Annotated in this window: 20 protein-coding genes and 1 riboswitch; of the genes, 8 read left to right on the top strand and 12 right to left on the bottom strand. The window is 65.0% G+C overall.

Annotated elements, in window-relative coordinates; translation table 11 throughout:
* The first annotated feature begins 736 nt into the window (after positions 1-736).
* Positions 737-2,716, top strand: a complete 1,980-nt coding sequence (locus QA635_RS35840) for a TonB-dependent siderophore receptor (RefSeq protein ID WP_283064517.1) — start codon at positions 737-739, stop codon at positions 2,714-2,716.
* Between the two features lies 1 nt (position 2,717).
* Here the strand turns inward: QA635_RS35840 and QA635_RS35835 are convergent, their stop codons facing one another.
* Genes QA635_RS35835 through QA635_RS35825 form a run of 3 tightly spaced genes read right to left on the bottom strand, consistent with a single transcriptional unit; the run spans position 2,718 to position 5,373 of the window.
* Positions 2,718-4,103 carry an ATP-binding protein gene (locus QA635_RS35835; RefSeq protein ID WP_016844484.1) on the bottom strand — a complete coding sequence of 462 codons (1,386 nt, stop codon included), beginning with the start codon at positions 4,101-4,103 and terminating at the stop codon, positions 2,718-2,720.
* Positions 4,104-4,124: 21 nt separating this feature from the next.
* The gene (locus tag QA635_RS35830; protein WP_425249218.1) at positions 4,125-4,829 is read right to left on the bottom strand and encodes a response regulator; all 705 of its coding nucleotides are present in this window, start codon (positions 4,827-4,829) and stop codon (positions 4,125-4,127) included.
* Positions 4,830-4,848: 19 nt separating this feature from the next.
* Positions 4,849-5,373, bottom strand: coding sequence for a MarR family winged helix-turn-helix transcriptional regulator (locus QA635_RS35825; RefSeq protein WP_283072026.1), 525 nt, complete (start codon positions 5,371-5,373; stop codon positions 4,849-4,851).
* A 354-nt stretch (positions 5,374-5,727) separates the two neighbouring features.
* Between QA635_RS35825 and QA635_RS35820 the strand changes: the two genes are divergently transcribed.
* The 4 genes from QA635_RS35820 to QA635_RS35805 all read left to right on the top strand — a co-directional run bounded on the left by QA635_RS35820 (position 5,728) and on the right by QA635_RS35805 (position 9,380).
* Positions 5,728-6,807 carry a branched-chain amino acid aminotransferase gene (locus QA635_RS35820; protein ID WP_283064515.1) on the top strand — a complete coding sequence of 360 codons (1,080 nt, stop codon included), beginning with the start codon at positions 5,728-5,730 and terminating at the stop codon, positions 6,805-6,807.
* A 143-nt stretch (positions 6,808-6,950) separates the two neighbouring features.
* The gene (gene hisS, locus QA635_RS35815; protein ID WP_283064513.1) at positions 6,951-8,465 is read left to right on the top strand and encodes a histidine--tRNA ligase; all 1,515 of its coding nucleotides are present in this window, start codon (positions 6,951-6,953) and stop codon (positions 8,463-8,465) included.
* Between the two features lie 119 nt (positions 8,466-8,584).
* Entirely contained in the window at positions 8,585-8,788 is a 204-nt protein-coding gene (locus QA635_RS35810) for a tautomerase family protein (protein ID WP_018269806.1), read from the top strand.
* Positions 8,789-8,969: 181 nt separating this feature from the next.
* Complete coding sequence (locus tag QA635_RS35805; RefSeq protein ID WP_283064507.1) at positions 8,970-9,380, top strand: thioesterase family protein; 411 nt, start codon at positions 8,970-8,972, stop codon at positions 9,378-9,380.
* 123 nt (positions 9,381-9,503) lie between these two features.
* On the opposite strand, the gene proC is transcribed toward QA635_RS35805, so the two are convergent.
* Together proC and QA635_RS35795 are read right to left on the bottom strand one after the other, a co-directional pair.
* A complete protein-coding gene (gene proC / locus QA635_RS35800) occupies positions 9,504-10,379 on the bottom strand; it encodes a pyrroline-5-carboxylate reductase (protein ID WP_283072025.1) in 876 nt (291 codons plus the stop codon).
* A gap of 150 nt (positions 10,380-10,529) precedes the next feature.
* Positions 10,530-11,030 (bottom strand): type III secretion system chaperone family protein, encoded by a 501-nt coding sequence (locus QA635_RS35795; RefSeq protein WP_225163797.1) that lies wholly within the window; start codon positions 11,028-11,030, stop codon positions 10,530-10,532.
* Between the two features lie 441 nt (positions 11,031-11,471).
* A riboswitch (FMN riboswitch) is annotated at positions 11,472-11,625 on the top strand.
* 78 nt (positions 11,626-11,703) lie between these two features.
* Here QA635_RS35795 and QA635_RS35790 point away from each other — a divergent pair.
* Positions 11,704-12,285 (top strand): 6,7-dimethyl-8-ribityllumazine synthase, encoded by a 582-nt coding sequence (locus QA635_RS35790; protein ID WP_283064504.1) that lies wholly within the window; start codon positions 11,704-11,706, stop codon positions 12,283-12,285.
* Positions 12,286-12,389: 104 nt separating this feature from the next.
* Positions 12,390-13,196, top strand: coding sequence for an SDR family NAD(P)-dependent oxidoreductase (locus QA635_RS35785; RefSeq protein WP_283064501.1), 807 nt, complete (start codon positions 12,390-12,392; stop codon positions 13,194-13,196).
* 153 nt (positions 13,197-13,349) lie between these two features.
* Here QA635_RS35785 and QA635_RS35780 read toward each other — a convergent pair whose 3' ends face one another.
* The 7 genes from QA635_RS35780 to QA635_RS35750 form a co-directional block, all read right to left on the bottom strand.
* A complete protein-coding gene (locus QA635_RS35780; RefSeq protein ID WP_028344316.1) occupies positions 13,350-14,303 on the bottom strand; it encodes a ribose-phosphate pyrophosphokinase in 954 nt (317 codons plus the stop codon).
* A gap of 180 nt (positions 14,304-14,483) precedes the next feature.
* On the bottom strand, positions 14,484-15,104 hold the full coding sequence (locus QA635_RS35775; RefSeq protein ID WP_283064497.1) for a hypothetical protein: 621 nt from the start codon (positions 15,102-15,104) through the stop codon (positions 14,484-14,486).
* Between the two features lie 102 nt (positions 15,105-15,206).
* The gene (locus tag QA635_RS35770; RefSeq protein WP_283064495.1) at positions 15,207-16,139 is read right to left on the bottom strand and encodes a MerR family transcriptional regulator; all 933 of its coding nucleotides are present in this window, start codon (positions 16,137-16,139) and stop codon (positions 15,207-15,209) included.
* Positions 16,140-16,213: 74 nt separating this feature from the next.
* Complete coding sequence (pgeF, locus tag QA635_RS35765) at positions 16,214-16,981, bottom strand: peptidoglycan editing factor PgeF (RefSeq protein ID WP_283064493.1); 768 nt, start codon at positions 16,979-16,981, stop codon at positions 16,214-16,216.
* The gene (locus tag QA635_RS35760; protein ID WP_283072024.1) at positions 16,978-18,036 is read right to left on the bottom strand and encodes a class I SAM-dependent methyltransferase; all 1,059 of its coding nucleotides are present in this window, start codon (positions 18,034-18,036) and stop codon (positions 16,978-16,980) included. The genes pgeF and QA635_RS35760 overlap by 4 nt, the downstream gene beginning before the upstream one ends.
* 99 nt (positions 18,037-18,135) lie before the next feature.
* Positions 18,136-18,978 carry a prolipoprotein diacylglyceryl transferase gene (lgt, locus tag QA635_RS35755; RefSeq protein WP_057016609.1) on the bottom strand — a complete coding sequence of 281 codons (843 nt, stop codon included), beginning with the start codon at positions 18,976-18,978 and terminating at the stop codon, positions 18,136-18,138.
* A 15-nt stretch (positions 18,979-18,993) separates the two neighbouring features.
* Positions 18,994-19,728, bottom strand: a complete 735-nt coding sequence (locus tag QA635_RS35750; RefSeq protein ID WP_283064490.1) for a dienelactone hydrolase family protein — start codon at positions 19,726-19,728, stop codon at positions 18,994-18,996.
* 178 nt (positions 19,729-19,906) lie between these two features.
* On the opposite strand from QA635_RS35750, the gene QA635_RS35745 reads away from it, so the two are divergent.
* Positions 19,907-20,167, top strand: coding sequence for an accessory factor UbiK family protein (locus QA635_RS35745; protein WP_050384261.1), 261 nt, complete (start codon positions 19,907-19,909; stop codon positions 20,165-20,167).
* Positions 20,168-20,374 lie beyond the last annotated feature (207 nt).

Raw genomic sequence — 20,374 nt, 5'->3', positions numbered from 1 at the left:
GAAGGATGGCCACGAGCACACCGCCACGAAATGCGATAGCCTTTGCGCGGGGGTGACGGTTCACCGCGTTCGTGCGCTCATCGGCGTGCGATGACGTCGACGGGATGCAACATCATTGAATGATCGCTGCGTGCCTCGCGTTCGAGACTCTCTGCGAGAGACGACGCGCATCGCATTCGCATTCGTTGTGTCGAAAGCCTGACGCGCCAAGATGTCGTTTTGAATCGTTCCAGCGTTGCGCATCTTGAATCACTCCAGTGTTGCGCTTCGTTGCTGCTTCCATCGATTCTATTTTGCGCGTGTGGAATTTCGATCATCCCGCCGATAGAAGTCCGCCCCAATCGATGCCGGCCTTGTCGCAAACGCGGCTCGATCGATGTAGGCGTAAGGCAATGTGGGGATTTGTTCGGTGGGAATGGCTTCGTTGCGGAGCAAGCGCGGCTTGCTTGCATCAACGGCTGCGATCAATGCAGCGCTACTCGGTTCGGTCGTGCTTGTGCCAATGGGTGCAGACGTCGCCACCGCTCAGGCGCAGACAAGTCCTCCGCAGAACAATGTCAGCGAACTTCCCGCAGTGACGGTGGATGAACCTGGCGCCGCAAGGAAGCGCGGTGCCGTCGTTTCAAGCCAGAACACCAGGGCTTCGCGCGCGGTCGCGGCGAACCGGCGCCGCAGTGCCGCGGCGCCCGCCCGGAGCCAGGCTCCGCGGTCGCAAGGCACAGGAGGCGCGATCGGCATGACCACGGGTTACGTCGCGACCGCGAGCACGGCCGGCACCAAGACCAGCACGGCGCTGATCGAGACGCCGCAGTCGCTTTCGGTCGTCACGCAAAAGGAGCTAAGGGATCGCAACGTTCAGACGCTCAAGGACGCCGTCAGCTACACGCCCGGCGTGACGACCACGGCGTTCGGCTATGATCCGAGGTTCGATAGTTTCTACATCCGTGGCTTCGACGCGACCTATGCAGGGATCTATCGCGACGGCCTGCGCCAGGGCGGCGGCAACTTCGCAATTCCCAAGATCGAACCCTACGGTCTCGACAGCGTGTCGATCCTCCGCGGACCAGCCTCGGGCCTCTATGGCCTCGGCTCTCCAGGAGGCATCGTGGATGTCACGACCAAGCGGCCGCCGTTGACGGCATTCGGTGAGGTGCAGCTGCAGGGCGGCACCTACGACCGTTACCAGGGCAGTTTCGATGTCGGTGGTCCGGTGCCCGGCAGCGATCAGCTGTACTACCGGCTGACGGGCCTGCTTCGCGACGCAAAGACCTGGTACCCCGGCAACGACGACGATCGCGCCTATATCGCGCCGGCGCTGACCTGGCGGCCGGACGCCGACACGTCCTTCACCATCCTCAGCGAATATCAAAAGAGCCGAACCGCCGCCAGCATCGGCAATTTCCGCACGCCCGACGGACAATTGACCAACATCTACTCGAATGATCCGGCGTTCAGCGCAATGGATCAGAAGCAATATCGCATCGGCTACGCGTTCGAGCATAATGTCGACGACGTGTGGACGGTGCGGCAGAACTTCCGCTTCTACCAGGTCGACGTCGACGCGAAATACACCCAGATCGATTCGATCGACGGCAGCACCAATCTGGCGTCGCGGTCGGCCTGGCGGATCCTGGACAGCTTCAACACGGTGACACTCGACAATCAGGCCGAGGCCAAGTTCATGCTCGGCGCGATCAAGAATACCGTGCTGTTCGGCGTCGACTACGGTCACTCCTCCTACAACGACAAGATCGGTTACGGGCCGGCGCCCGATCTCAATCTCCTGACCATGAACTACGGCGCCCAGGCGATCGCGACGCCGACATTCTCGATCTTCAACAAGCAGTCGACCGACGAGGTCGGTGTCTATGCACAGGAGCAGGCCAAGCTCGGCGGCTTCATTCTGACGCTCAACGGGCGCCAGAGCTGGGTGTCGCAGACGACGACCGCGGGTCTGGACGGCGTGCCGTCAACGCAAAAGGCCACCGCCTTCACGGGCCGTGCGGGCCTCAGCTACGTCTTCGACAACGGCATTGCGCCCTATATCAGCTACGCGACGGCATTCGCCCCGCAGGTCGGCGTCGACGCATCCGGATTGCCGTTCAGGCCGACCACCGGCGAGCAGAAGGAAGTGGGCATCAAGTATCAGATGCCGAACGTTCCGGTGCTGTTGACCGCCGCGGTGTTCGACATCACGCAGGACAATGTGCTGCGCACCGATCCGAACAACATGGCGTTCCAGGCAGCGACCGGGCAGGTCGAATCCAAGGGCGTGGAGCTCGAGGCGAAGCTGGCGCTCAAGCAGGGATTTGATCTCACCGCCGCCTACACCCATCTCAACGTCGTGATCACGCAGGGCAATCCCGATACGACCGGCAATGAGCTCTCCGGCATTCCGAGGAATTCCTTCGCCGCCTTCGGCAAATATACGTTCCAGTCCGGCGTGCCCGTCGAAGGCCTCGGGCTTGGTCTCGGCGTGCGCTATATCGGCACGAACTTCGGCAACGACCAGAACACGTTCCAGAATGCGGCGACGACGCTGTTCGATGCGGTGATCGATTACGATCTGGGCAAGCTGGACCGGCGCTTCCTCGGCGCGACCGCGCGCCTGAACGCCACCAATCTGTTCGACACGCACTACCAGACCTGCCAGTCCGGCTACTGTTATGCCGGCGAACGGCGGCAGGTCATCGGCACCTTGTCCTACCGCTGGTAGGTTACACCGGCACCCGCACGACGGCGCGCAGGCCGCCCATCGGACTTTCGCTGAGCATGATGTCGCCGCCATGCGAGCGGGCGATGTCGCGGGCGATCGCAAGCCCGAGCCCGGTGCCGCCTTCGTCCTGGTTGCGGGCATCGTCGAGCCGCAGGAACGGCTTGAACACTTCCTCGCGCATGTCGGCGGGGATGCCCGGCCCGTCGTCGTCGACCGTGACGTTGAGATAGCGATGGTCGCGATGGCCGGTGATCGAGATCGTGTTGGCGTGGCGCGCTGCATTGGAGACGAGGTTGGCGAGACAGCGCTTGAACGAGGCCGGCTTCACCGTGACGACGGGCAGGCCGTGGAACGCAACGGTTGCGGTGTGGCCGTGGCGCTCGGCGTCGCTGCGCAATTCCTCCAGCGCCAACGCCATGTCGGTCGGCTGCGCGACCTCGCCGGAATCGCCGCGCGCGAAGGCGAGATAATCCTCCAGCATCATCGACATCTCGTCGACGTCCTTGCGCATCGCGTCGATCTCGGGGCCTTCGCCGATCAGGGCAAGCTCGAGCTTGAACCGGGTCAGGATGGTGCGCAGATCATGCGATACACCGGCGAGCATCGCGGTGCGCTGCTCGATCGAACGTTCGACGCGCGCCTTCATCTCGATGAAGGCCTGCGCCGCGCGCCGCACCTCGCGCGCGCCGCGTGGCCGGAAGTTCGGCGCCTCGCGGCCCTTGCCGAAACTTTCGGCGGCGTCGGCGAGCCGCAGGATCGGCTTGATCTGGTTGCGCAGGAACAGCACGGCGACGATCAGGAGGATCGTCGAGGTGCCGAGCATCCAGAAGATGAAGATCTCCGAATTGGAGGCGTAGGCCGCGCTGCGCTGGGCGAAGATCCGCATCACCGAATCGTCGAGCTGCACGCGGATCTCGACCAAATTGGATTTACCGACGGTGTCGATCCAGAACGGGCGGCTGATCTGGCGGCCGAGCTGCACCGACAGCGTCTGGTCGAGCAGCGAGAAGAACGGCTTCGGCCCCGGCGGCGGCATGTCGCCGGCGGGAAGGAAGTCGACCACCAGCTGCAGTTTCTGGGCGATGCGGCGAAGCTGCGCGCGGTCCTTGTCCTGCGGGTAGCTCTTGTAGACGTCGATCAGCGCGGCGATATCGGACACCACCGCGGCCGACAGGCGCCGCGTCACCGTGTTCCAGTGCCGCTCCATGAACACGAACGCCACCACGGTCTGCAGGATCACCATCGGCACGATCATGATCAACAGCGCGCGGGCATAGAGGCCGGTCGGCATCCAGCTCTTGAACGCGTTGCCCATCCAGCCGTTCGCCTTCGAGACGCGCTGCGAGGCGTTCTTGATCAGGGTCAGGCCGGAGTCGAGCGTGCTCATGGCAGCATCTTTGGCAGCATCTTATGGCGCGGCCACCAGGCGATAGCCGATGCCGCGCACCGCCTGCAGGAACAGCGGATTGGCAGGATCGTGCTCGATCTTGCGGCGCAGGCGGTTGATCTGCACGTCGACCGCGCGTTCGTTGACGGTGCCGCCGGAGGTCAACTCGGCGCGCGGCACGGTCTCGCCGGGCGCGCTGGCGAGGATGCGCAGCATCTCGCGCTCGCGATCGGTGAGGTGGATGATCTCTTCGCCCTGACGCAGTTCGCTGCGCTCGATGTGGAAAATATAGGGGCCGAACGCGATCTGCTCGACGACTGCGACCCGCGGCGGCGCGGTGCGCTTGAGGATATTGCCGATCCGGAGCACCAGCTCGCGCGGCTCGAAGGGCTTGGCGACATAATCGTCGGCGCCGATCTGCAGGCCCTCGATGCGGGCTTCCGCCTCGTGGCGGGCGGTCAGCATGATGATCGGCACCGTCGAGGAGCTGCGGATGAAGCGGGCGAGGTCGAAGCCGTTCTCGCCGGGCATCATCACGTCGAGGATCAGCAGGTCGAAATGCAGTCCGAGCAGCTTGGCGCGCGCATCGGTGGCGCTCATCGCCGTCGTGACCCGGTAGCCTTCGCCGGAGAGAAAGCGCGACAGCAGGTCGCGAATGCGGCGGTCGTCGTCGACCAAGAGAAGATGCGGCGCGTCGTCGGCCGGCTCGACCGGCGCGCGCATCATGGTTGCAGCCTGCACCAGCTCACTCCCTCGTTTTTCTGCCGCCGCCGAAGATCGCTTCGAGCACCTTGTCGGGATCGTCGCGGTCGATCATCGCGCGGAGGAATTGGCGAACCGTCTCGACGCCGGCCGGATCGATGCCGGCGACCGCGCGGTTGATGCGGTCGGTCTGCAGCCCGGCGAGCTTGGCGACCAGCGCCTCGCCCTTCGGCGTGGCGTAGAGCAGGCGCTGCCGGCGGTCGTTGTTGCCGGTCTTCTGCACGATGTAGCCCTCGTCCAGGAGCTGCTTGAGCACGCGCCCGAGCGACTGCTTGGTGATGCGCAGGACGTCGAGCAGGTCGGCGACCTTAAGCCCCGGATAGCGGGTAACGAAGTGGATGACGCGGTGGTGGGCGCGGCCGAAGCCGAACGCCTCCAGCTCCTGGTCGGCGTCGCCGACGAAGTCGCGGTAGGCGAAGAACAACAGCTCGATGATGTCCCAGCGCAGGTCGCGCGCCCCCGCCCCAGGAGCCTGGTCGTCTCCCTGCGAATCGGGCTTGGCAGCCATGCCTGAGAAATTTATGTCAGTCATATTGACGTATCTTGGGTTCAATGTTACAAAACTGCCTGTCACGACGAAACATTAGGTCGTTTTGTCCTCGACAGCGTTTAAGGCGGCCTGAACGAGCCTGTGAGGCGGTTTGGGCCGCAAATTGGACTACCGTGCGATTGTCGAGCGGCATTTCGGCAAACATACTGGACTTCAGCATTCCGCAAAAGCATGTCTAAACGGCATGTTGGCGAGGGAAGCCGGCGGCGCGGCCGGCGGTGGTGAAGTTCGGGCCAGCCGAGCCTGATGGCTCCGGGGGAAACAGGCCGGCGCCGGGTATCGCGCCAGTTCCGACAGCGGAAAGCAAGAAAAATGACTTTGAAATTTGACATCCAGCCTTCGCCGAATGCGACATCCGACAAGGATCGCGCCGCGAAGCTCGTGGACCCCGGCTTCGGCCGGGTCTTTACCGATCACATGGCGATCGTCCGCTACAGCCAGGGCAAGGGCTGGCACAGCGCCCGCGTCGAGGCCCGCGCGAATTTTCCGCTCGATCCGGCCGGCGCGGTGCTGCACTACGCCCAGGAAATTTTTGAAGGCCTCAAGGCCTACAAGCGCGACGACGGCGGCGTGAACCTGTTTCGCCCCGACGCCAATGCCCGCCGCTTCCATGATTCGGCCGAGCGCATGGCGATGGCGCCGTTGCCCGAGGAATTGTTCATCGACGCGGTCGAGCAGCTGGTGCGGATCGATCGCGCCTGGATCCCGGGTGGCGAAGGCAGTCTCTATCTGCGGCCCTTCATGATCGCGAGCGAGATCTTCCTCGGCGTGAAGCCGTCGGCCGAGTACATCTTCTCGGTCATCGCCTCGCCCGTCGGCTCCTATTTCAAGGGCGGCCCTGCGCCGGTGTCGATCTGGGTGTCGGAGAATTACACCCGCGCCGCGATCGGCGGCACCGGTGCCGTCAAATGCGGCGGCAATTACGCCGCCAGCCTGCGCGCGCAGGCCGAGGCGATCGAACGGGGCTGCGACCAGGTCGTGTTCCTCGATGCGGTCGAGCGCCGCTACATCGAGGAGCTCGGCGGCATGAACGTGTTCTTCGCGTTCGACGACGGCTCGCTGCTGACGCCGCCGCTCGGCACCATCCTGCCCGGCATCACCCGCGACTCAATCATTGCGCTTGCCAAGGATGCCGGCACGCGTGTGCGCGAGGAGCCCTATACGATCCAGCAATGGCGCGCTGACGCCGCCAGCGGCAAGCTGAAAGAGGCGTTCGCCTGCGGCACCGCGGCCGTCATCTCGCCGATCGGCAAGGTGTGCTCGGCGAGCGGCGACTTCCAGATCAGCGGCGGCGTGGCCGGCCCGGTCGCCATGGGCCTGCGCAAGAAGCTGGTCGACATCCAGTACGGTCGCACCAACGACCCGCATAACTGGATCAGGAACGTCCAGTGACGGACGCAACGTCATTCCGGGGCGAGGCGCAGCATCGAACCCGGAATCTCGAGATTCCGGGTTCGCGTCGTTCGACGCGCCCCGGAATGACAGCGTAGCGGCACCGGTTGCCGCCTTGCGCGCCGGCTGGTAAACGGCCGCTCATGGCCGAGAAACCCAAAAAACCCCAGAAACTGAAGGCGCGCCTGCCGCGCGGGCTGGAAGATCGCGGCCCGGCCGCGATCAATGCCACGCGGGCGATGGTGGAGAAGATTCGCGCCGTCTACGAGCTCTACGGCTTCGAGCCGGTGGAGACGCCGGCGATGGAATACACCGACGCGCTCGGCAAGTTCCTGCCCGACCAGGACCGGCCCAACGAGGGCGTGTTCTCGTTCCAGGACGATGACGAGCAGTGGATCTCGCTGCGCTACGACCTGACCGCGCCGCTCGCGCGCTATGTCGCGGAGAACTTCGACGCGCTGCCGAAGCCTTATCGGTCGTATCGGTTCGGCTATGTCTTCCGCAACGAGAAGCCGGGTCCCGGCCGCTTCCGTCAGTTCATGCAGTTCGACGCCGACACCGTCGGCTCGGCGACGCCGGCGGCCGACGCCGAGATTTGCATGATGGCGGCCGACACGATGGAAGCGCTCGGGATTCCGCGCGGCTCCTATGTCGTGAAGGTGAACAACCGTAAGGTGCTCGACGGCGTGCTCGAGGCGATCGGTCTCGGCGGTGACGAGAATGCAGGCCGTCGCCTCACCGTGCTGCGCGCGATCGACAAGCTCGACAAATTTCCCGCCGAGGAGGTTCGCAAGCTGCTTGGTGCCGGACGATGGGATGGCGGCGAAGAGGGCAAGGGCGACTTTACCAAAGGCGCCGAGCTGAGCCCCGCGGATGCCGATATCGTCCTGGCCGTCACGCAGCAGCGCGACGATTGGCGAGAGGCGATTGCTGCAGCGGAGACCTATCTGGCGAAGAGCGAAGTTGGTCAGGCCGGCGTGAGCGAGCTCGAAGAGATTGCCAAGCTGGTCGCGGCGTCCGGCTATGGCGCGGATCGCATCCGCATCGATCCCACCGTTGTTCGTGGTCTCGAATATTACACCGGCCCGGTCTACGAGGTTGAGCTGCTGCTCGACACCAAGGACGAGAAGGGGCGCCCGGTGCGGTTCGGCTCGGTCGGTGGCGGCGGCCGCTATGATGGTCTGGTCTCGCGCTTCCGCGGCGAGCCGGTGCCGGCAACCGGCTTCTCGATCGGCGTGTCGCGCCTGCAGGCCGCGCTGACGATGCTCGGCCAGCTCGACACACAGGCCGAGTTCGGCCCCGTCGTCGTCACCGTGTTCGACCGCGATCGTGTCGCGGACTACCAGAAGATGGTCGCGCAGTTGCGCCAGGCCGGCATCCGCGCCGAGCTCTATCTCGGCAATCCGAAGAACATGGGCAACCAGCTCAAATATGCCGATCGCCGCAACTCGCCCTGCGTGATCATCCAGGGCTCGGACGAGAAGGCGCGCGGCGAGGTGCAGATCAAGGATTTGATCGAGGGTGCCAAGGCCGCGGCCGCGATCGCCTCCAACCAGGAATGGCGTGAGACGCGTCCGGCGCAGTTCTCCTGCGCAGAGGCCGATCTGGTCGCCAGGGTCCGCGAGGTCCTGGCGCGGCATGACGTGGCGTGGGGATAGCCATTCGCTTGTGACGTCATGCCCGGCCTTGTGTCGGGCATCCACCTCTTGTTTGATGCGCGGCGACGTGAATGGCCGGGAGGAGCCCGGCCATGGCGACAACAAGAGGGAGAGCAACGATGCCTGAGATCACCGTGAGCATGGCCGCCGGCCGCACCGACGAGCAGAAGCTCGGCATGATGCGCGACATCACCCAGGCGCTGGTGAAGAATCTCGGCGTCGATGCCGACGCGGTCGTGATCCAGATCAACGAAGCGCCGCTGCATCACAAGATGAAGGGCGGCAAGTCGTTCGTCGAGCGCGCGGCTGCGGCGAAAAAATAATTCGCATTCATTTCGTCGTCCCTGCCGAGTGCGCAATTGCGCACGGGAGCAGGGACCCATAACCACCGATGCCGGTGATTGGCAAAGGCTGCGGCCTCAGCTTTCGACCGATTGATATTCGTGGTTATGGGTCCCGGGTCGCGCTTCGCTTGCCCGGGACGGCACCTGTTTTGAGGCATCCATGGACGCACGCGACTTCATCAAGATCGGCATGAGCGCCGAGCGCATGCTCGTGGTGCCGCCGGAGCGCACCGTCGGTCACTTCGTGCCGGGCATGCCGATGGTCTATGCGACGCCGATGATGATCCTCGACATGGAGATGGCGTCGGGCGATGCCATCCGCGCCGCGCTGCAGCCCGGCTGGGTCACGGTCGGGACCGAGGTCGATATCCGCCATCTCGCCGCCGCGCTGGTCGGCGCCATCGTGCGGACGACCTCAAAAGTGATCGCGGTCGAACGCCGCGTGATCCGCTTCGAGGTCGAGGCCTTTGAGGGCACGCGCAAGCTCGGCGAAGGCCGCCACGCCCGCGGTCTGATCAATGTCGAAAGCTTCAACAAGCGGCTGGCCGGGACGTCGGGTTCGGCGCAGTAGGCGGCCTGTGTCGTTGGTCCGGCGAACTCGTCATGCGCGAGCCTGACCCGCGCATCCATCAAGGAAGAAAGCGTCCTTGTTCGATGGATTGCCGGGTCAAGCCCGGCAATGACCGTGCATGCGCTACTTCGCCAATTCCCTTGAGCGCCTTGTCGCGGCGGCAATCGCGCGGGTCATCAGCGGCTGCATGCCGTCACTCGCCATCAGCACCTCGAGCGCCGCAGCCGTTGTGCCGCCGGGCGAGGTGACGTTCTGCCGCAGGGTCGCCGACGGCAGATCCGAGCGATGCAGCAACTCGCCGGAGCCGGCGACGGTCGCCCGCGCCAGCGTGGTCGCGAGCTGCTCGGGCAGGCCGGCTGCAACGCCGGCGCGCGCCAGCTCCTCGGCGAGCAGGAAGACATAGGCCGGGCCCGAGCCGGAGACAGCGGTCACGGCGTCCATCAGGTTCTCATCGTCGACCCATTCGACGAGCCCGGTCGCTTTCAGCAACGCATCGGTCATCGCGCGCTGCGCGGCGGTGACGTGCTTCGACGGTACTGCAACGGTGATGCCGCGGCCGATCGCCGCCGGCGTGTTCGGCATCGCGCGCACCACCGCGCCGCCGACAACCTCTTCCAGCGCTGACATGGTCGTGCCGGCCATGATCGAAACGACGAGTGTCGAGGGACCGACGAAGGATTTCAGTGCGGCGCCGGCGTCGCGGAACGATTGCGGCTTCACCGCGACGACAAGCGTGTCGACCGTGCCGAGATCCCTCGCCTGCGGATTGAGCCGCACGCCCTTTGCGGCAAGCGCGGAAATTTCCGGCGAGAGATGCGGATCGACCACCGCGACACGCTCGGGGGCAAGGCCCTGCGCCAGCCACCCGGTCAGCATGGCGCCGCCCATCTTGCCCGCGCCTGCGAGCGCGATGGTGCCGGTCGAGTTTTTCAGTGCGCTGCTCGTGCTCACAGGCGTCTCCACAAACCCGGTGTCGTCCCGACGAAAGCCGGGACCCATAACCACAGGCGGTTCTAGTGAAGTGAAGCGCGAGCCACAAGCTGCCAAATGTCATTGCCGGGCTTGACCCGGCAATCCATCGGAATGAAAGCAGCTTTGTCGGATGGATGCGCGGGTCGAGCCCGCGCATGACGATTGAGTCCGTGGAGCTTACGCCTCGCCCTCGGTGTCGAACATCGCCGCGGCCATCGCCTCGGCGGTCGACTTGCCGGCCCACACCACGAACTGGAACGCCGGGTAGTAGCGCTCGCAGGCGTGGATTGCGTTGACCACCATGGCCTCGCACTGCGCGGTGGAGGCGGTGAGGCCGCCGGGCAGCACCAGCGCCTGACGGTGCATCACCATGCCGGTGTGGGTCCACAGATCGAAATGGCCGACCCACAATTGTTCGTTGATCGCGGCGACCAGCCGCTGCACCTCGGCGCGGCGCGCCGGCGGCATCTTCATGTCGAAGGCGCAGGCGAGATGCAGCGCCTCGATCTCGCCCATCCAGGTGAACGAGAGTTGATAATCGATCCAGTCTCCCTTGGAGACGATCGTCACCTCGTCTTCGCCGGAACGCTCGAACGCCCAGTTGTTGTCGGTGGCGATATCTTCGACCACCGCAAGCGGGTTGTTCCGGGAATCGATAATGCTTTCGAGGAGGGACATGCCGTCTCGGACCTTGTTCTTATGATCGCTTGATACGCACACGGAAGCCGGCACTTGCGACATACTGCGTCGTGGCCGAGTGCAGTTCCTTGACCGGGCTTCCGGATGCCCCTGGACCTGACGCCGATGAAGTGATGTGATTTGCGGAATCCGCGCAACCGCACGCCGAGTCCGTCCACAGCCAAAGCGCGCATCGTCCACAGCTGATCTCCGCCACATCTGTGATTTTGAGAACAAATCGGAATCTAAGCGTTCGCGTAACGCTTTGTTAACCATTTGCCGGCGCTTCGCCGCGCCTGTGAATCAGCTGTCGGGCCCTCGCATCAACCTCGCAGAGCCGCAACGCGCTCATGGGGACATGCCGTTTCCCCATGCCAAAGGCCTTGCCCGGCTGTCGCGCTTTGGTCATATTTCGTCTCAGGCACGTCCATCCCGGGCGTGCCGAGTTCTCAGGGCGGGGTGAAAATCCCCACCGGCGGTAAGGGTGATGAGCCCAAGCCCGCGAGCGCCTTCCTCCGCGAAGCCGGCGGAAGGGTCAGCAGATTCGGTGCAATTCCGAAGCCGACGGTCACAGTCCGGATGAAAGAGAACGGTTGCGGCAGCCAACGCGATTTTCGCGTGGGCTCGTGTCGTTGTCCGTGTGCCCTGATTCTGGTCCTGAAAGAGGAAAGCCATGAATCAGATGTTGCAAGATCAAGACGTTCAAGCTTCTCAAGTCCAAACCCCCCAGGCAGAAATCGCTCCCGATACGCCGGCCAATCCTCCGACGCCGGAGCATCCGCACTTCGCAAAGCCGCAGCGCGTTGCCTTCGTGCAGTCGTCCTGGCATCGCGACGTGGTGGAAGAATGCCGCATCTCCTTCCTGAAGGAGATCGAGGCGAGGCACATCACCAATGTCGACGTGTTCGAGGTGCCGGGCTCGTTCGAGATCCCGCTGCATGCCCAGCTGCTGGCGAAGACCCGCCGCTACACCGCGATCGTCGCGGCCGGGCTCGTCGTCGATGGCGGCATCTACCGCCACGAATTCGTCGCCGACACCGTGATCAAGGCGCTGATGGATGTGCAATTGCGCACCGAGGTGCCGGTGTTCTCGGCGGTGCTGACGCCGCAGCAATTCCACGAGACCGAGGTGCATTACGAGTTCTTCCGCAAGCACTTCGTCATCAAGGGGATCGAGGTCGCGGAAGCCTGCGCCAACACGCTGCTCAGCCTCGAGCGTCTGCGCGGCCAGGTCGCGGCCGGGATTCCCGGCTAGCATCGGCGGAAAAGCGATTCCGGCATGCGTGCCGGGATCGCTCTCGCCTGCGGCGCGTTCGGCTATGCTTGCGGCATAAAACCAAAACGCGCGGGAGGCGCCCCATGACCGAACAACATTCCTCCGACTGGCTCGGCCTGTCGGGCCGCGTTGCCGTCGTCACCGGCGGAGGCGGCGGTATCGGCCGCGCCACCGCCGTCAGTTTCGCGCGGGCCGGCGCCAGGGTCGCCGCGCTCGATCGCGACGAGCGCTCCCTCGCGGAGACCAAGGCAAAGCTTGGCGAGTTCGGCGACGGTCATCTCGTCGCGACCTTCGACACGACCAGCGAGGACAATGTCGCGGCAGCCGCCGACGCCGTCGCGCGCACGCTCGGCGCTTGCGACATCCTCGTCAACACCGCGGCGGTGCTGCGTCCGGGCGGGCTCGATACGCTCGCGCTCGCGGAATGGAATGCGGTGCTGGCGGTCAATCTCACCGGCTATTTCATCTGCGCCCAGGCGTTCGGCCGCCAGATGCGGAAGGCCGGACGCGGCAGCCTTATCCACGTCGCCTCGATCGCTGCCAGCAATGCGCAGGGGCAGAGCGGCGCCTACAGCGTCAGCAAGGCCGCGGTCGTGATGCTCTCGCAGCAACTCGCCGCCGAATGGGGGCCGCATGGCATCCGCAGCAATGTGGTGAGCCCCGGCCTTGTCGTGACGCCGATGAGCCAGGCCTTCTACGACACGCCTGGCGTCACCGAACGGCGCACCGCCGTGGTGCCGATGCGCCGGATCGGCGCACCGCAGGACATGGCGGACGCGACCCTGTTCCTGGCCAGCGACCGCTCGTCATACGTCAATGGTGAGGAGATCATCGTCGATGGCGGCTATGCGCGGACGCTGATGAGCCACGTTCCGCGGCCGGGGTTCTAACGCGTCTGGCGCCACATACTCGGTGTCGTCCCTGCGAAGGCAGGGACCCATAACCACGAATGTTTGTTGTCACGAAAGCTGGGGCCACAGTGGCTCTCCACAATGGAGGCCTGTGGTTATGGGTCCCGGCTTTCGCCGGGACGACAGTGGGGCTTAATCGAACAGGCTGGAAACCGACTCTTCCGCCGCGGTGCGGCCGATCGCTTCGGCGATCAGGCCGGCGATCGAGATCTGGCGGATGTTCGGCGCCTTGTTGACGGCCTCGGTCGGCAGGATCGAGTCGGTGATGACGAGTTCCTTCAGCCGCGACGAGGCGATGCGCGCGGCGGCGCCGCCGGACAGCACGCCGTGGGTGATGTAGGCCGAGACTTCCTTGGCGCCGTGCGCGATCAGCGCCTCGGCCGCATTCACCAGCGTGCCGCCGGAATCGACGATGTCGTCGACCAGGATGCAGTTATAGCCGGCGACGTCGCCGATCACGTTCATCACCTCGGACTCGCCGGGGCGCTCGCGGCGCTTGTCGACGATGGCAAGCGGGGTGTTGATGCGCTTGGCGAGGCCGCGGGCACGCGCCACGCCGCCGACGTCGGGCGACACCACCATCACCTTGGCGAGGTCGAACTTTTCTTTGATGTCGCGCACCATCAGGGGTGCCGCGAACAAGTTGTCGGTCGGGATGTCGAAGAAACCCTGGATCTGGCCGGCATGCAGGTCGAGCGTCATGACGCGGTCGACGCCGGCGTGCGAGATCAGGTTGGCGACGAGCTTGGCCGAGATCGGCGTACGCGAGCCGGACCTGCGATCCTGCCTGGCATAACCGAAATAGGGCACCACCGCGGTGATGCGGCGCGCCGAGGAGCGGCGCAGCGCGTCGGTGATGATCAACAGTTCCATCAGATTGTCGTTGGCCGGAAACGACGTCGACTGCAGGATGAACATGTCCGAGCCGCGGACATTCTCCTGGATCTCGACGAAGATCTCCATGTCGGCGAAGCGCCGGACCACGGCCTTGGTCAGTTCGATGCCAAGTCCCTTGGCGATGTCCTGCGCCAGCGCAGGATTGGAGTTGCCGGCGACGAGTTTGATTGATCCGTTCTTTGCCGACATCGATGCTTCCCCCCGCGCCTTGCTGGATACGACGTTCAGCATCTCAAGTCCTTACAGAACCGGCGGGTTTTCGGTGCGCGAGGGAATATCAGGCAGGCGCCTCCGATGGCAACCCATTAGCCGGCCTTGGCCGCCGTTTTTCCTGGGCAAAAAACCCATTTCCCCGGGAGATAACGGGGTTTAGTCGGCGGAATAGCCGAGCGCCACGGTCTCGGGCGCGGCGGGGGCCGGGGCGCTTGCCACCGTGGGCCCGCGGAGGTCCGGTGCCGGGGCGGGTGCGAGGCCGTCCGCCGGGCCGCCATTGAGCATGCTGGAGAGGCCGCTGAAGCCGGCCTGGGCGATCTTGCGCAGCACCAGGTCGTCGGCGGCGGCCCAGGCGTCGCGGCCGGCCTTGCCGGCGGGCTCCTCGCCGGAGAGCCGCAGCGCGCGTTGCTGGTTGCTGTCGTAGACGTCCCACACCCACGAGATCATGGTGCGGCCGCGCACCACCTGCGCCGACAGATAGCTGCGCACGCGATAGGCGGCAGCGCCCTGGCGCGACACGATCGACAGGCTGCGCAGCTTGGACTCGCTGTCGAGCACGCCGACCATGCGGTCGAACACCTGGGGCGGCGGGCCGTCGATCGATTCGAACGCAACGGTTGCGCCGCTGCTTGCCGGCGTGGCCATGGCGTAGGAGTCGGCCACATTGCCGCCGGCCGCGCAGCCGCCAAGCGCGCACGCGATCGCGAGCCACGCGCCTGCGATCGCGGCACGCGCGGCTGTCCCAGTTTGAAACTGGCGGTTCGACGCTTCCCTCATTGCGTCCTGCGATATCGTTAAAACGGCTTAACGTCTAGGGCAGGACGGCCACAGCCCTTAACCGATCCGGGCGGCGCGCCACGAGGTTTCGGATTTCCCTGCTCAGTCAGAGAGATGGTGTCGCATGGCTGCGGTGATCCAGGCCCATTCGCGGTTCGGGCTCGCGTCCGGCGATTGCCCGCGCATGATGGCGACGAGCTCCCAATAGCGCGCGGCACGGGCGTCGTGCAGGGCATATTTGCCGCGAATCCAGTTGCGGAATTCCAGATCAGGTTTTCGCTTCAGCAATCGCGCCGATGTTTCCAGCCAGTCGCGAGCCAGCGCCTGGCCGGCCTCCGACGTCGGGCCGAGGTCGCGCGCGATGATCTCCCTGGCTCTCGCCAGCACGGTTTCATTGGCCGCTTGCCAGGCGGCGAGATCCAGCACGTGATGATTCCAGACGTCCTCCGCGTTGGCGCGGATGTTGGCGACGAGGGAAGGGTCGTTGAGCATCTCCGAAAGCTCGATCCAGGCATCGCACTGCTCGGGCGTCGGCTCGTCCGGCAATTCGGGCACACTGGTCTCGATCATCTGCCGGATCCATTTCCGGTCGATGTTGATGCCGTCGGACACTTTCTCGAAGAAGCGCTCGACGACGTTGCGGCGCTCGGTGCGGGATAGCTGCGTCATGGTCAGGAATCTCCTCAAATCTGCTTCGGTGAGTTGCGGTGAACGCAACGCAGCCCGCAGAGCCGAGGCGACGCGGCGCTGCGCCGCGATCTCCGCTTCCAGCGTCTCGAGGCGAAGCTGCAGCGCCTCGACCAGCGAGAGCTGCCTGGTCAGGACCTCGCGGATGGCGTCGAGACCGAGCCCCGCATCGCGCAGGCAACGGATCAGGTCGAGGCGAACCAGTTCGTCGTCGGTGAAGACGCGATAGCCGCTCGCGGTGCGGCCGGCCGGCGGCAGCAACCCCTGGTCCGAATAGAAGCGGAGCTTGCGGACGGAAATTCCGCTGAGCCGCGCCGCCTCACCGATGCTGTAGGTGCGTTGTGTCATGCGCCGCTTGTCCGGTCTCCAGCAGGTGGAGAGTCAAGGCGCTTGTCGCACAAAAATCGCGGGAGTGCCCGGCGTCAGCTTTCCAGCGCGATGGCGTGAACGAGCCGGCCGTAATCGGCTTCCTTGCGGTGCACGGAGCGGCGGTAGCTGAAGCAGCGCTCGTCGGAATAGGTGTCGATGCCGAGATCGTCGATCATCAGCACGCCGGCATTTTCCAGCCGCATGCGGATGAAGCCGGCAAGATCGAACATCGCGTGTCCGGCGCGTTCGGCAGGCATGAAGAACATGCCGTTCTCCGCATCGGCCTCGATGAAGCGCTCGACGAATTCGTTGCCGACCTCGTAGGATTCCTTGCGGATCAGTGGGCCGATGGCGGCGACGATGCCGCCGCGCTCGGCGCCGAGCTTCTCCATCGCGTCGATGGTCGATTCAAGCACGCCGGTCAGCGCGCCCTTCCAGCCGGCATGCGCCGCGCCGATCACCCGCGCATTGGGATCGACGAACAGGATCGGGCCGCAGTCGGCCGTCGTGACCGAAATCGCAAGGCCCTCGGTGCGGGTGACGAGCGCGTCCGCCTTCGGGCGCGCGGCGCCGTTCCATGGACCGGTCACGACCACGACGTCAGGCGAGTGAACCTGATGCACGCTGACGAGGTGATCGAGCGGCACGCCGAGCTGCGCCGCCATCCGCCGCCGGTTCTCCGCGACCTTGGCCGGATCGTCGCGCGAGCCGAGCCCGCCATTGAGGGCGGCATAGATGCCCTCCGACACGCCGCCTTCGCGCGAGAAGAAGGCGTGGCGCAGGCCCGGAATGGCCGACAGCAGCGGTGATCCCAATGTCATTGTTCGGTCTCGTCAGGCTGATCGCTCAATCCGGCGATCGAGGTGAGGCGCGGGTCGGAGATGGCCATGACCTTGAACATCGAGCCCATCCCGCCGCGTCCGGAATCGGTCAGCCGCTTCAGCGCACCGGCAACGTCGGCGGAGACTTCGGGGCTTGCTTTCGCCATCAGCCCGGCGGCACGGGCCTCGACGCCGAGACGCTTGAGGAAGTCGCCTTGCGTCGCCGGACCGTGGACGCGCGCGCCGACATCCTCGGCGGCCCGCGCCATGGCCTGGAAATCGACATGCGCGGTCACGTCGGCCTGTCCCGGGTTCTTCAGCGGGTCGGCGAAGCTGTGGCGCGCGATCGCCTGGAAGGTGTCGCCGGCGTCGCTGCGCAGATGGCCGTAATCGATGATCAGCGCGGCGCCGTCCTGGTCGCGCAGCCGCGTGGCGAGCTTCATGATCTCGTTGTCGGGCCGCCATTCGAACACTGCCCCGAGTGGCGCGGCGCGCACCAGCGGCGGCAGCAGCACCTCGAAATGCGGCGTCGGCTCGGGCGCGGGAGCGAAATAGAGGTTGCCATTGGCATCCATCCCGACCGTCCGCTCGTGCCAGCCGGTCTCGCGGCGGACCATCTGGTGGATCGGCAGCACGTCGAAATATTCGTTGGCGAGGATCACCGCCGGTCCCTCGGGCACGTCGTCGATGCTATCGTGCCAGGTGATGTTGCGCACGCCCGCCAGCGTCGCGTACTGCTTCTCGCGCAGCACCGGGTTGACCTCGACGAGGTGGATGCTGAGCGACTGGTAGAGCGGCGGCAGCACGCGTAGCGCACGCAGCGCGTCGGACATCATGGTGCCGCGGCCGGGCCCGAGCTCGATCAGGCGGAACGTCTCCGGCGAGCCGATCGCGCGCCAGATCGAGGCGCTCCACAGCCCGAGCAGTTCGCCGAACATCTGGCTGACCTCGGGCGCCGTGGTGAAATCGCCCTCGCGGCCGAGCGGATCACGCGACAGATAGTAGCCGTACCGCGGATGCATCAGGCACAATTCCATGTAGCGCCAGACCGGCATCGGCCCGGACAGCTTGATCAGCTTCCTGATCTCATCCAGCAGCGGGGAGGGTTCGTTCACGGCCTTCCTTGGATTGCACTTGCTTTAGATTGAACTTGTTCAGGTTGAACTCGGTGCCGGACCGTTCGCCCTGCGGCGGACGGCGGCCGTGATGATGATAACGCCCACGATGATCATTGGCACCGACAGCAGCATGCCCATGGTAAGTCCGCCCCACAGGAATCCGAGTTGCGGGTCGGGCTCCCTGAAGTGCTCGCCGATGATTCGGGCAACGCCGTAGATCGTGATAAAGCTGCCGAGGATCAGGCCGGGACGCTTGAGCGCGCCCATCCGGATCATGATCGCCAGCGCCGCAAACAGCACGATGCCCTCGAGCCCGGCCTCGTAGAGCTGGCTCGGATGCCGCGGCAGCGGCCCGCCATTGGGGAAGATCATGGCCCAGGGCAGGCTCGGATCGGCGTGACGGCCCCACAATTCGCTGTTGATGAAATTGGCGAGCCGGCCGAGGAACAGCCCGATCGGCGCGACCGCGGTGGTGATGTCGCCGAGCGACAGGATCGGGATGTTGTTGCGGCGGGCAAACAGCATCACCGCGGCGACGCAGCCGAGGAAGCCGCCGTGGAACGACATGCCGCCCTTCCACAATTCGAGGATTTCGGCCGGATGCGCGATGAAGAAGGGCAAATTGTAGAACAGCACATAGCCGGTGCGGCCGCCGACGATGATGCCGATGGTGACCCAGAGGATGAAATCGTCGAGCTGCGGCAGCGTGATCGGCGCCGGGCCGCCCCACAGCCGCTCCTTCTTGATCAGCGAGCGAGCGTAGATCCAGCCCAGCACGATGCCGACGATGTAGGCCAGCGCATACCAGCGGATCACGATCGGCCCGAGCGAGAGCGCGACGGGATTGAACACCGGAAAGTCGATCAGCAGGAACGGCATCGTGCGTCTTGAGACTCAGCTCACGAGGTTGCGCCGGTAAAGCGCGAGGAGCCGCTCCCAATGGCGTTCGGCGGCGTCGCGGTCATAGACCGGACGCTTGGGGAACGCAAAGCCGTGATGCGTGCCGGGATAGATCTCGACCTCGTTGTTCGATCCCTTCATGCCGGCCTTCACCTGCTCGATGATTTCCTGTGGCGCGTAGATATCGGTCTCGGCGCAGGCGAAATAGAGTTCGGCCTTTGTCCTTTGCGCGGCAAGATGCGGACTGTCGGGCTGATCGGTCGCCAGATGCGTGCCGTAGACCGAGGCGGCGGCCTTGACGCGATCGCCGAAATGCGCCGCCGCGTTCACGGCGTAGCGGCCGCTCATGCAATAGCCGACGGTGCCGATGATCCTGGTGTTGGCGGCCTTCTGCGTCTCGGCATAGGCGAGCAGGCTCTTGGTGTCTTCCATCACCAGCGGGATGTTGAGCGAGTGCATCAGCTCGAACATGCGCTTGCGCTCGGGCGATTCCGGATCGGGATTGATCGGGCCGAGCTCCATCACGCCGGCGCGGTAATACATATTGGGCAGCATCACATAATAGCCTGACGTGCCGAGCCGGCGCGCCATGTCGCGCAGCTCCTCGCGGATCGCCGGCGCGTCCATGTAGAAGATGACGACGGGGAAGGGGCCGCCGCGCTCGGGATGGGTGATGAAGGTGGTGGTCTTGCCGTCCTTGGTCGGGATCTCGACGGTCTGGTCGATCATGGCGTTTCTGCTCGCGTTATGTGTGCGATTTCTGTTGTGAGTTCATACGATTGCAAGGAAACCGGAGCATGACAAGGCAAGCCTCGGGAGGCCTGCCATTCGCGGCGGACTTGAACCGGATGGCTGAGATCGCCATTGTCTTTGGCGCGAGGCAGTGAACGCGGAGAGTTTTGCGAAAATGACCCAGACCAGCAACCGGTTTTTCGATGAGATCGGCCGTCTGATGAACGATGCCGCGGGCGCCGCCCAGGGCGTCAAGCGCGAGGTCGACACGGTCATGCGCAACCAGGCGGAACGGATCCTGCGCGATCTCGACGTGGTCAAGCGCGAGGAATTCGACGCGGTCAAGGACATGGCCCGCCTGGCGCGCGAGGAGAACGAGGCGCTGAAGGCGAGGATCGCGGCGCTGGAAGCCAAGCTCGGCGGTACGGCCGGCTGAAACGGCCCGGAGCGCAGCCCCCGTAGCCCGGATGGAGCGAAGCGCAATCCGGGGCCGGCCCGCAGAGGCAGTGGTCCCGGATTTCGCTTCGCTCCATCCGGGCTACGATCCTCGCTCGGTAACCCAAGAAAAATCCCTTCATTTCCTTGTCATTTCGGCCCTTTGGGGCTAAAAGCCCGCCACGTCCGCGGCCCCCGCACCCCTGGA

The sequence above is a fragment of the Bradyrhizobium brasilense genome, assembly GCF_029714345.1.
Classification (GTDB): Bacteria; Pseudomonadota; Alphaproteobacteria; order Rhizobiales; family Xanthobacteraceae; genus Bradyrhizobium; species Bradyrhizobium australafricanum.
The sequence above is the reverse complement of the archived record's forward strand: the minus strand, read 5'-3'. Positions and strand labels throughout refer to the sequence as shown.

Bases quoted from the DNA above. Each gene is read 5' to 3' on its own strand.
- QA635_RS35840 (WP_283064517.1), top strand. From the start codon at position 737: ATGACCACGGGTTACGTCGCGACCGCGAGCACGGCCGGCACCAAGACC.
- QA635_RS35835 (WP_016844484.1), bottom strand. From the start codon at position 4,103: ATGAGCACGCTCGACTCCGGCCTGACCCTGATCAAGAACGCCTCGCAG.
- QA635_RS35830 (WP_425249218.1), bottom strand. From the start codon at position 4,829: ATGATGCGCGCGCCGGTCGAGCCGGCCGACGACGCGCCGCATCTTCTC.
- QA635_RS35825 (WP_283072026.1), bottom strand. From the start codon at position 5,373: ATGGCTGCCAAGCCCGATTCGCAGGGAGACGACCAGGCTCCTGGGGCG.
- QA635_RS35820 (WP_283064515.1), top strand. From the start codon at position 5,728: ATGACTTTGAAATTTGACATCCAGCCTTCGCCGAATGCGACATCCGAC.
- hisS (WP_283064513.1), top strand. From the start codon at position 6,951: ATGGCCGAGAAACCCAAAAAACCCCAGAAACTGAAGGCGCGCCTGCCG.
- QA635_RS35810 (WP_018269806.1), top strand. From the start codon at position 8,585: ATGCCTGAGATCACCGTGAGCATGGCCGCCGGCCGCACCGACGAGCAG.
- QA635_RS35805 (WP_283064507.1), top strand. From the start codon at position 8,970: ATGGACGCACGCGACTTCATCAAGATCGGCATGAGCGCCGAGCGCATG.
- proC (WP_283072025.1), bottom strand. From the start codon at position 10,379: ATGGGTCCCGGCTTTCGTCGGGACGACACCGGGTTTGTGGAGACGCCT.
- QA635_RS35795 (WP_225163797.1), bottom strand. From the start codon at position 11,030: ATGTCCCTCCTCGAAAGCATTATCGATTCCCGGAACAACCCGCTTGCG.
- QA635_RS35790 (WP_283064504.1), top strand. From the start codon at position 11,704: ATGAATCAGATGTTGCAAGATCAAGACGTTCAAGCTTCTCAAGTCCAA.
- QA635_RS35785 (WP_283064501.1), top strand. From the start codon at position 12,390: ATGACCGAACAACATTCCTCCGACTGGCTCGGCCTGTCGGGCCGCGTT.
- QA635_RS35780 (WP_028344316.1), bottom strand. From the start codon at position 14,303: ATGTCGGCAAAGAACGGATCAATCAAACTCGTCGCCGGCAACTCCAAT.
- QA635_RS35775 (WP_283064497.1), bottom strand. From the start codon at position 15,104: ATGAGGGAAGCGTCGAACCGCCAGTTTCAAACTGGGACAGCCGCGCGT.
- QA635_RS35770 (WP_283064495.1), bottom strand. From the start codon at position 16,139: ATGACACAACGCACCTACAGCATCGGTGAGGCGGCGCGGCTCAGCGGA.
- pgeF (WP_283064493.1), bottom strand. From the start codon at position 16,981: ATGACATTGGGATCACCGCTGCTGTCGGCCATTCCGGGCCTGCGCCAC.
- QA635_RS35760 (WP_283072024.1), bottom strand. From the start codon at position 18,036: ATGCCGGTCTGGCGCTACATGGAATTGTGCCTGATGCATCCGCGGTAC.
- lgt (WP_057016609.1), bottom strand. From the start codon at position 18,978: ATGCCGTTCCTGCTGATCGACTTTCCGGTGTTCAATCCCGTCGCGCTC.
- QA635_RS35750 (WP_283064490.1), bottom strand. From the start codon at position 19,728: ATGATCGACCAGACCGTCGAGATCCCGACCAAGGACGGCAAGACCACC.
- QA635_RS35745 (WP_050384261.1), top strand. From the start codon at position 19,907: ATGACCCAGACCAGCAACCGGTTTTTCGATGAGATCGGCCGTCTGATG.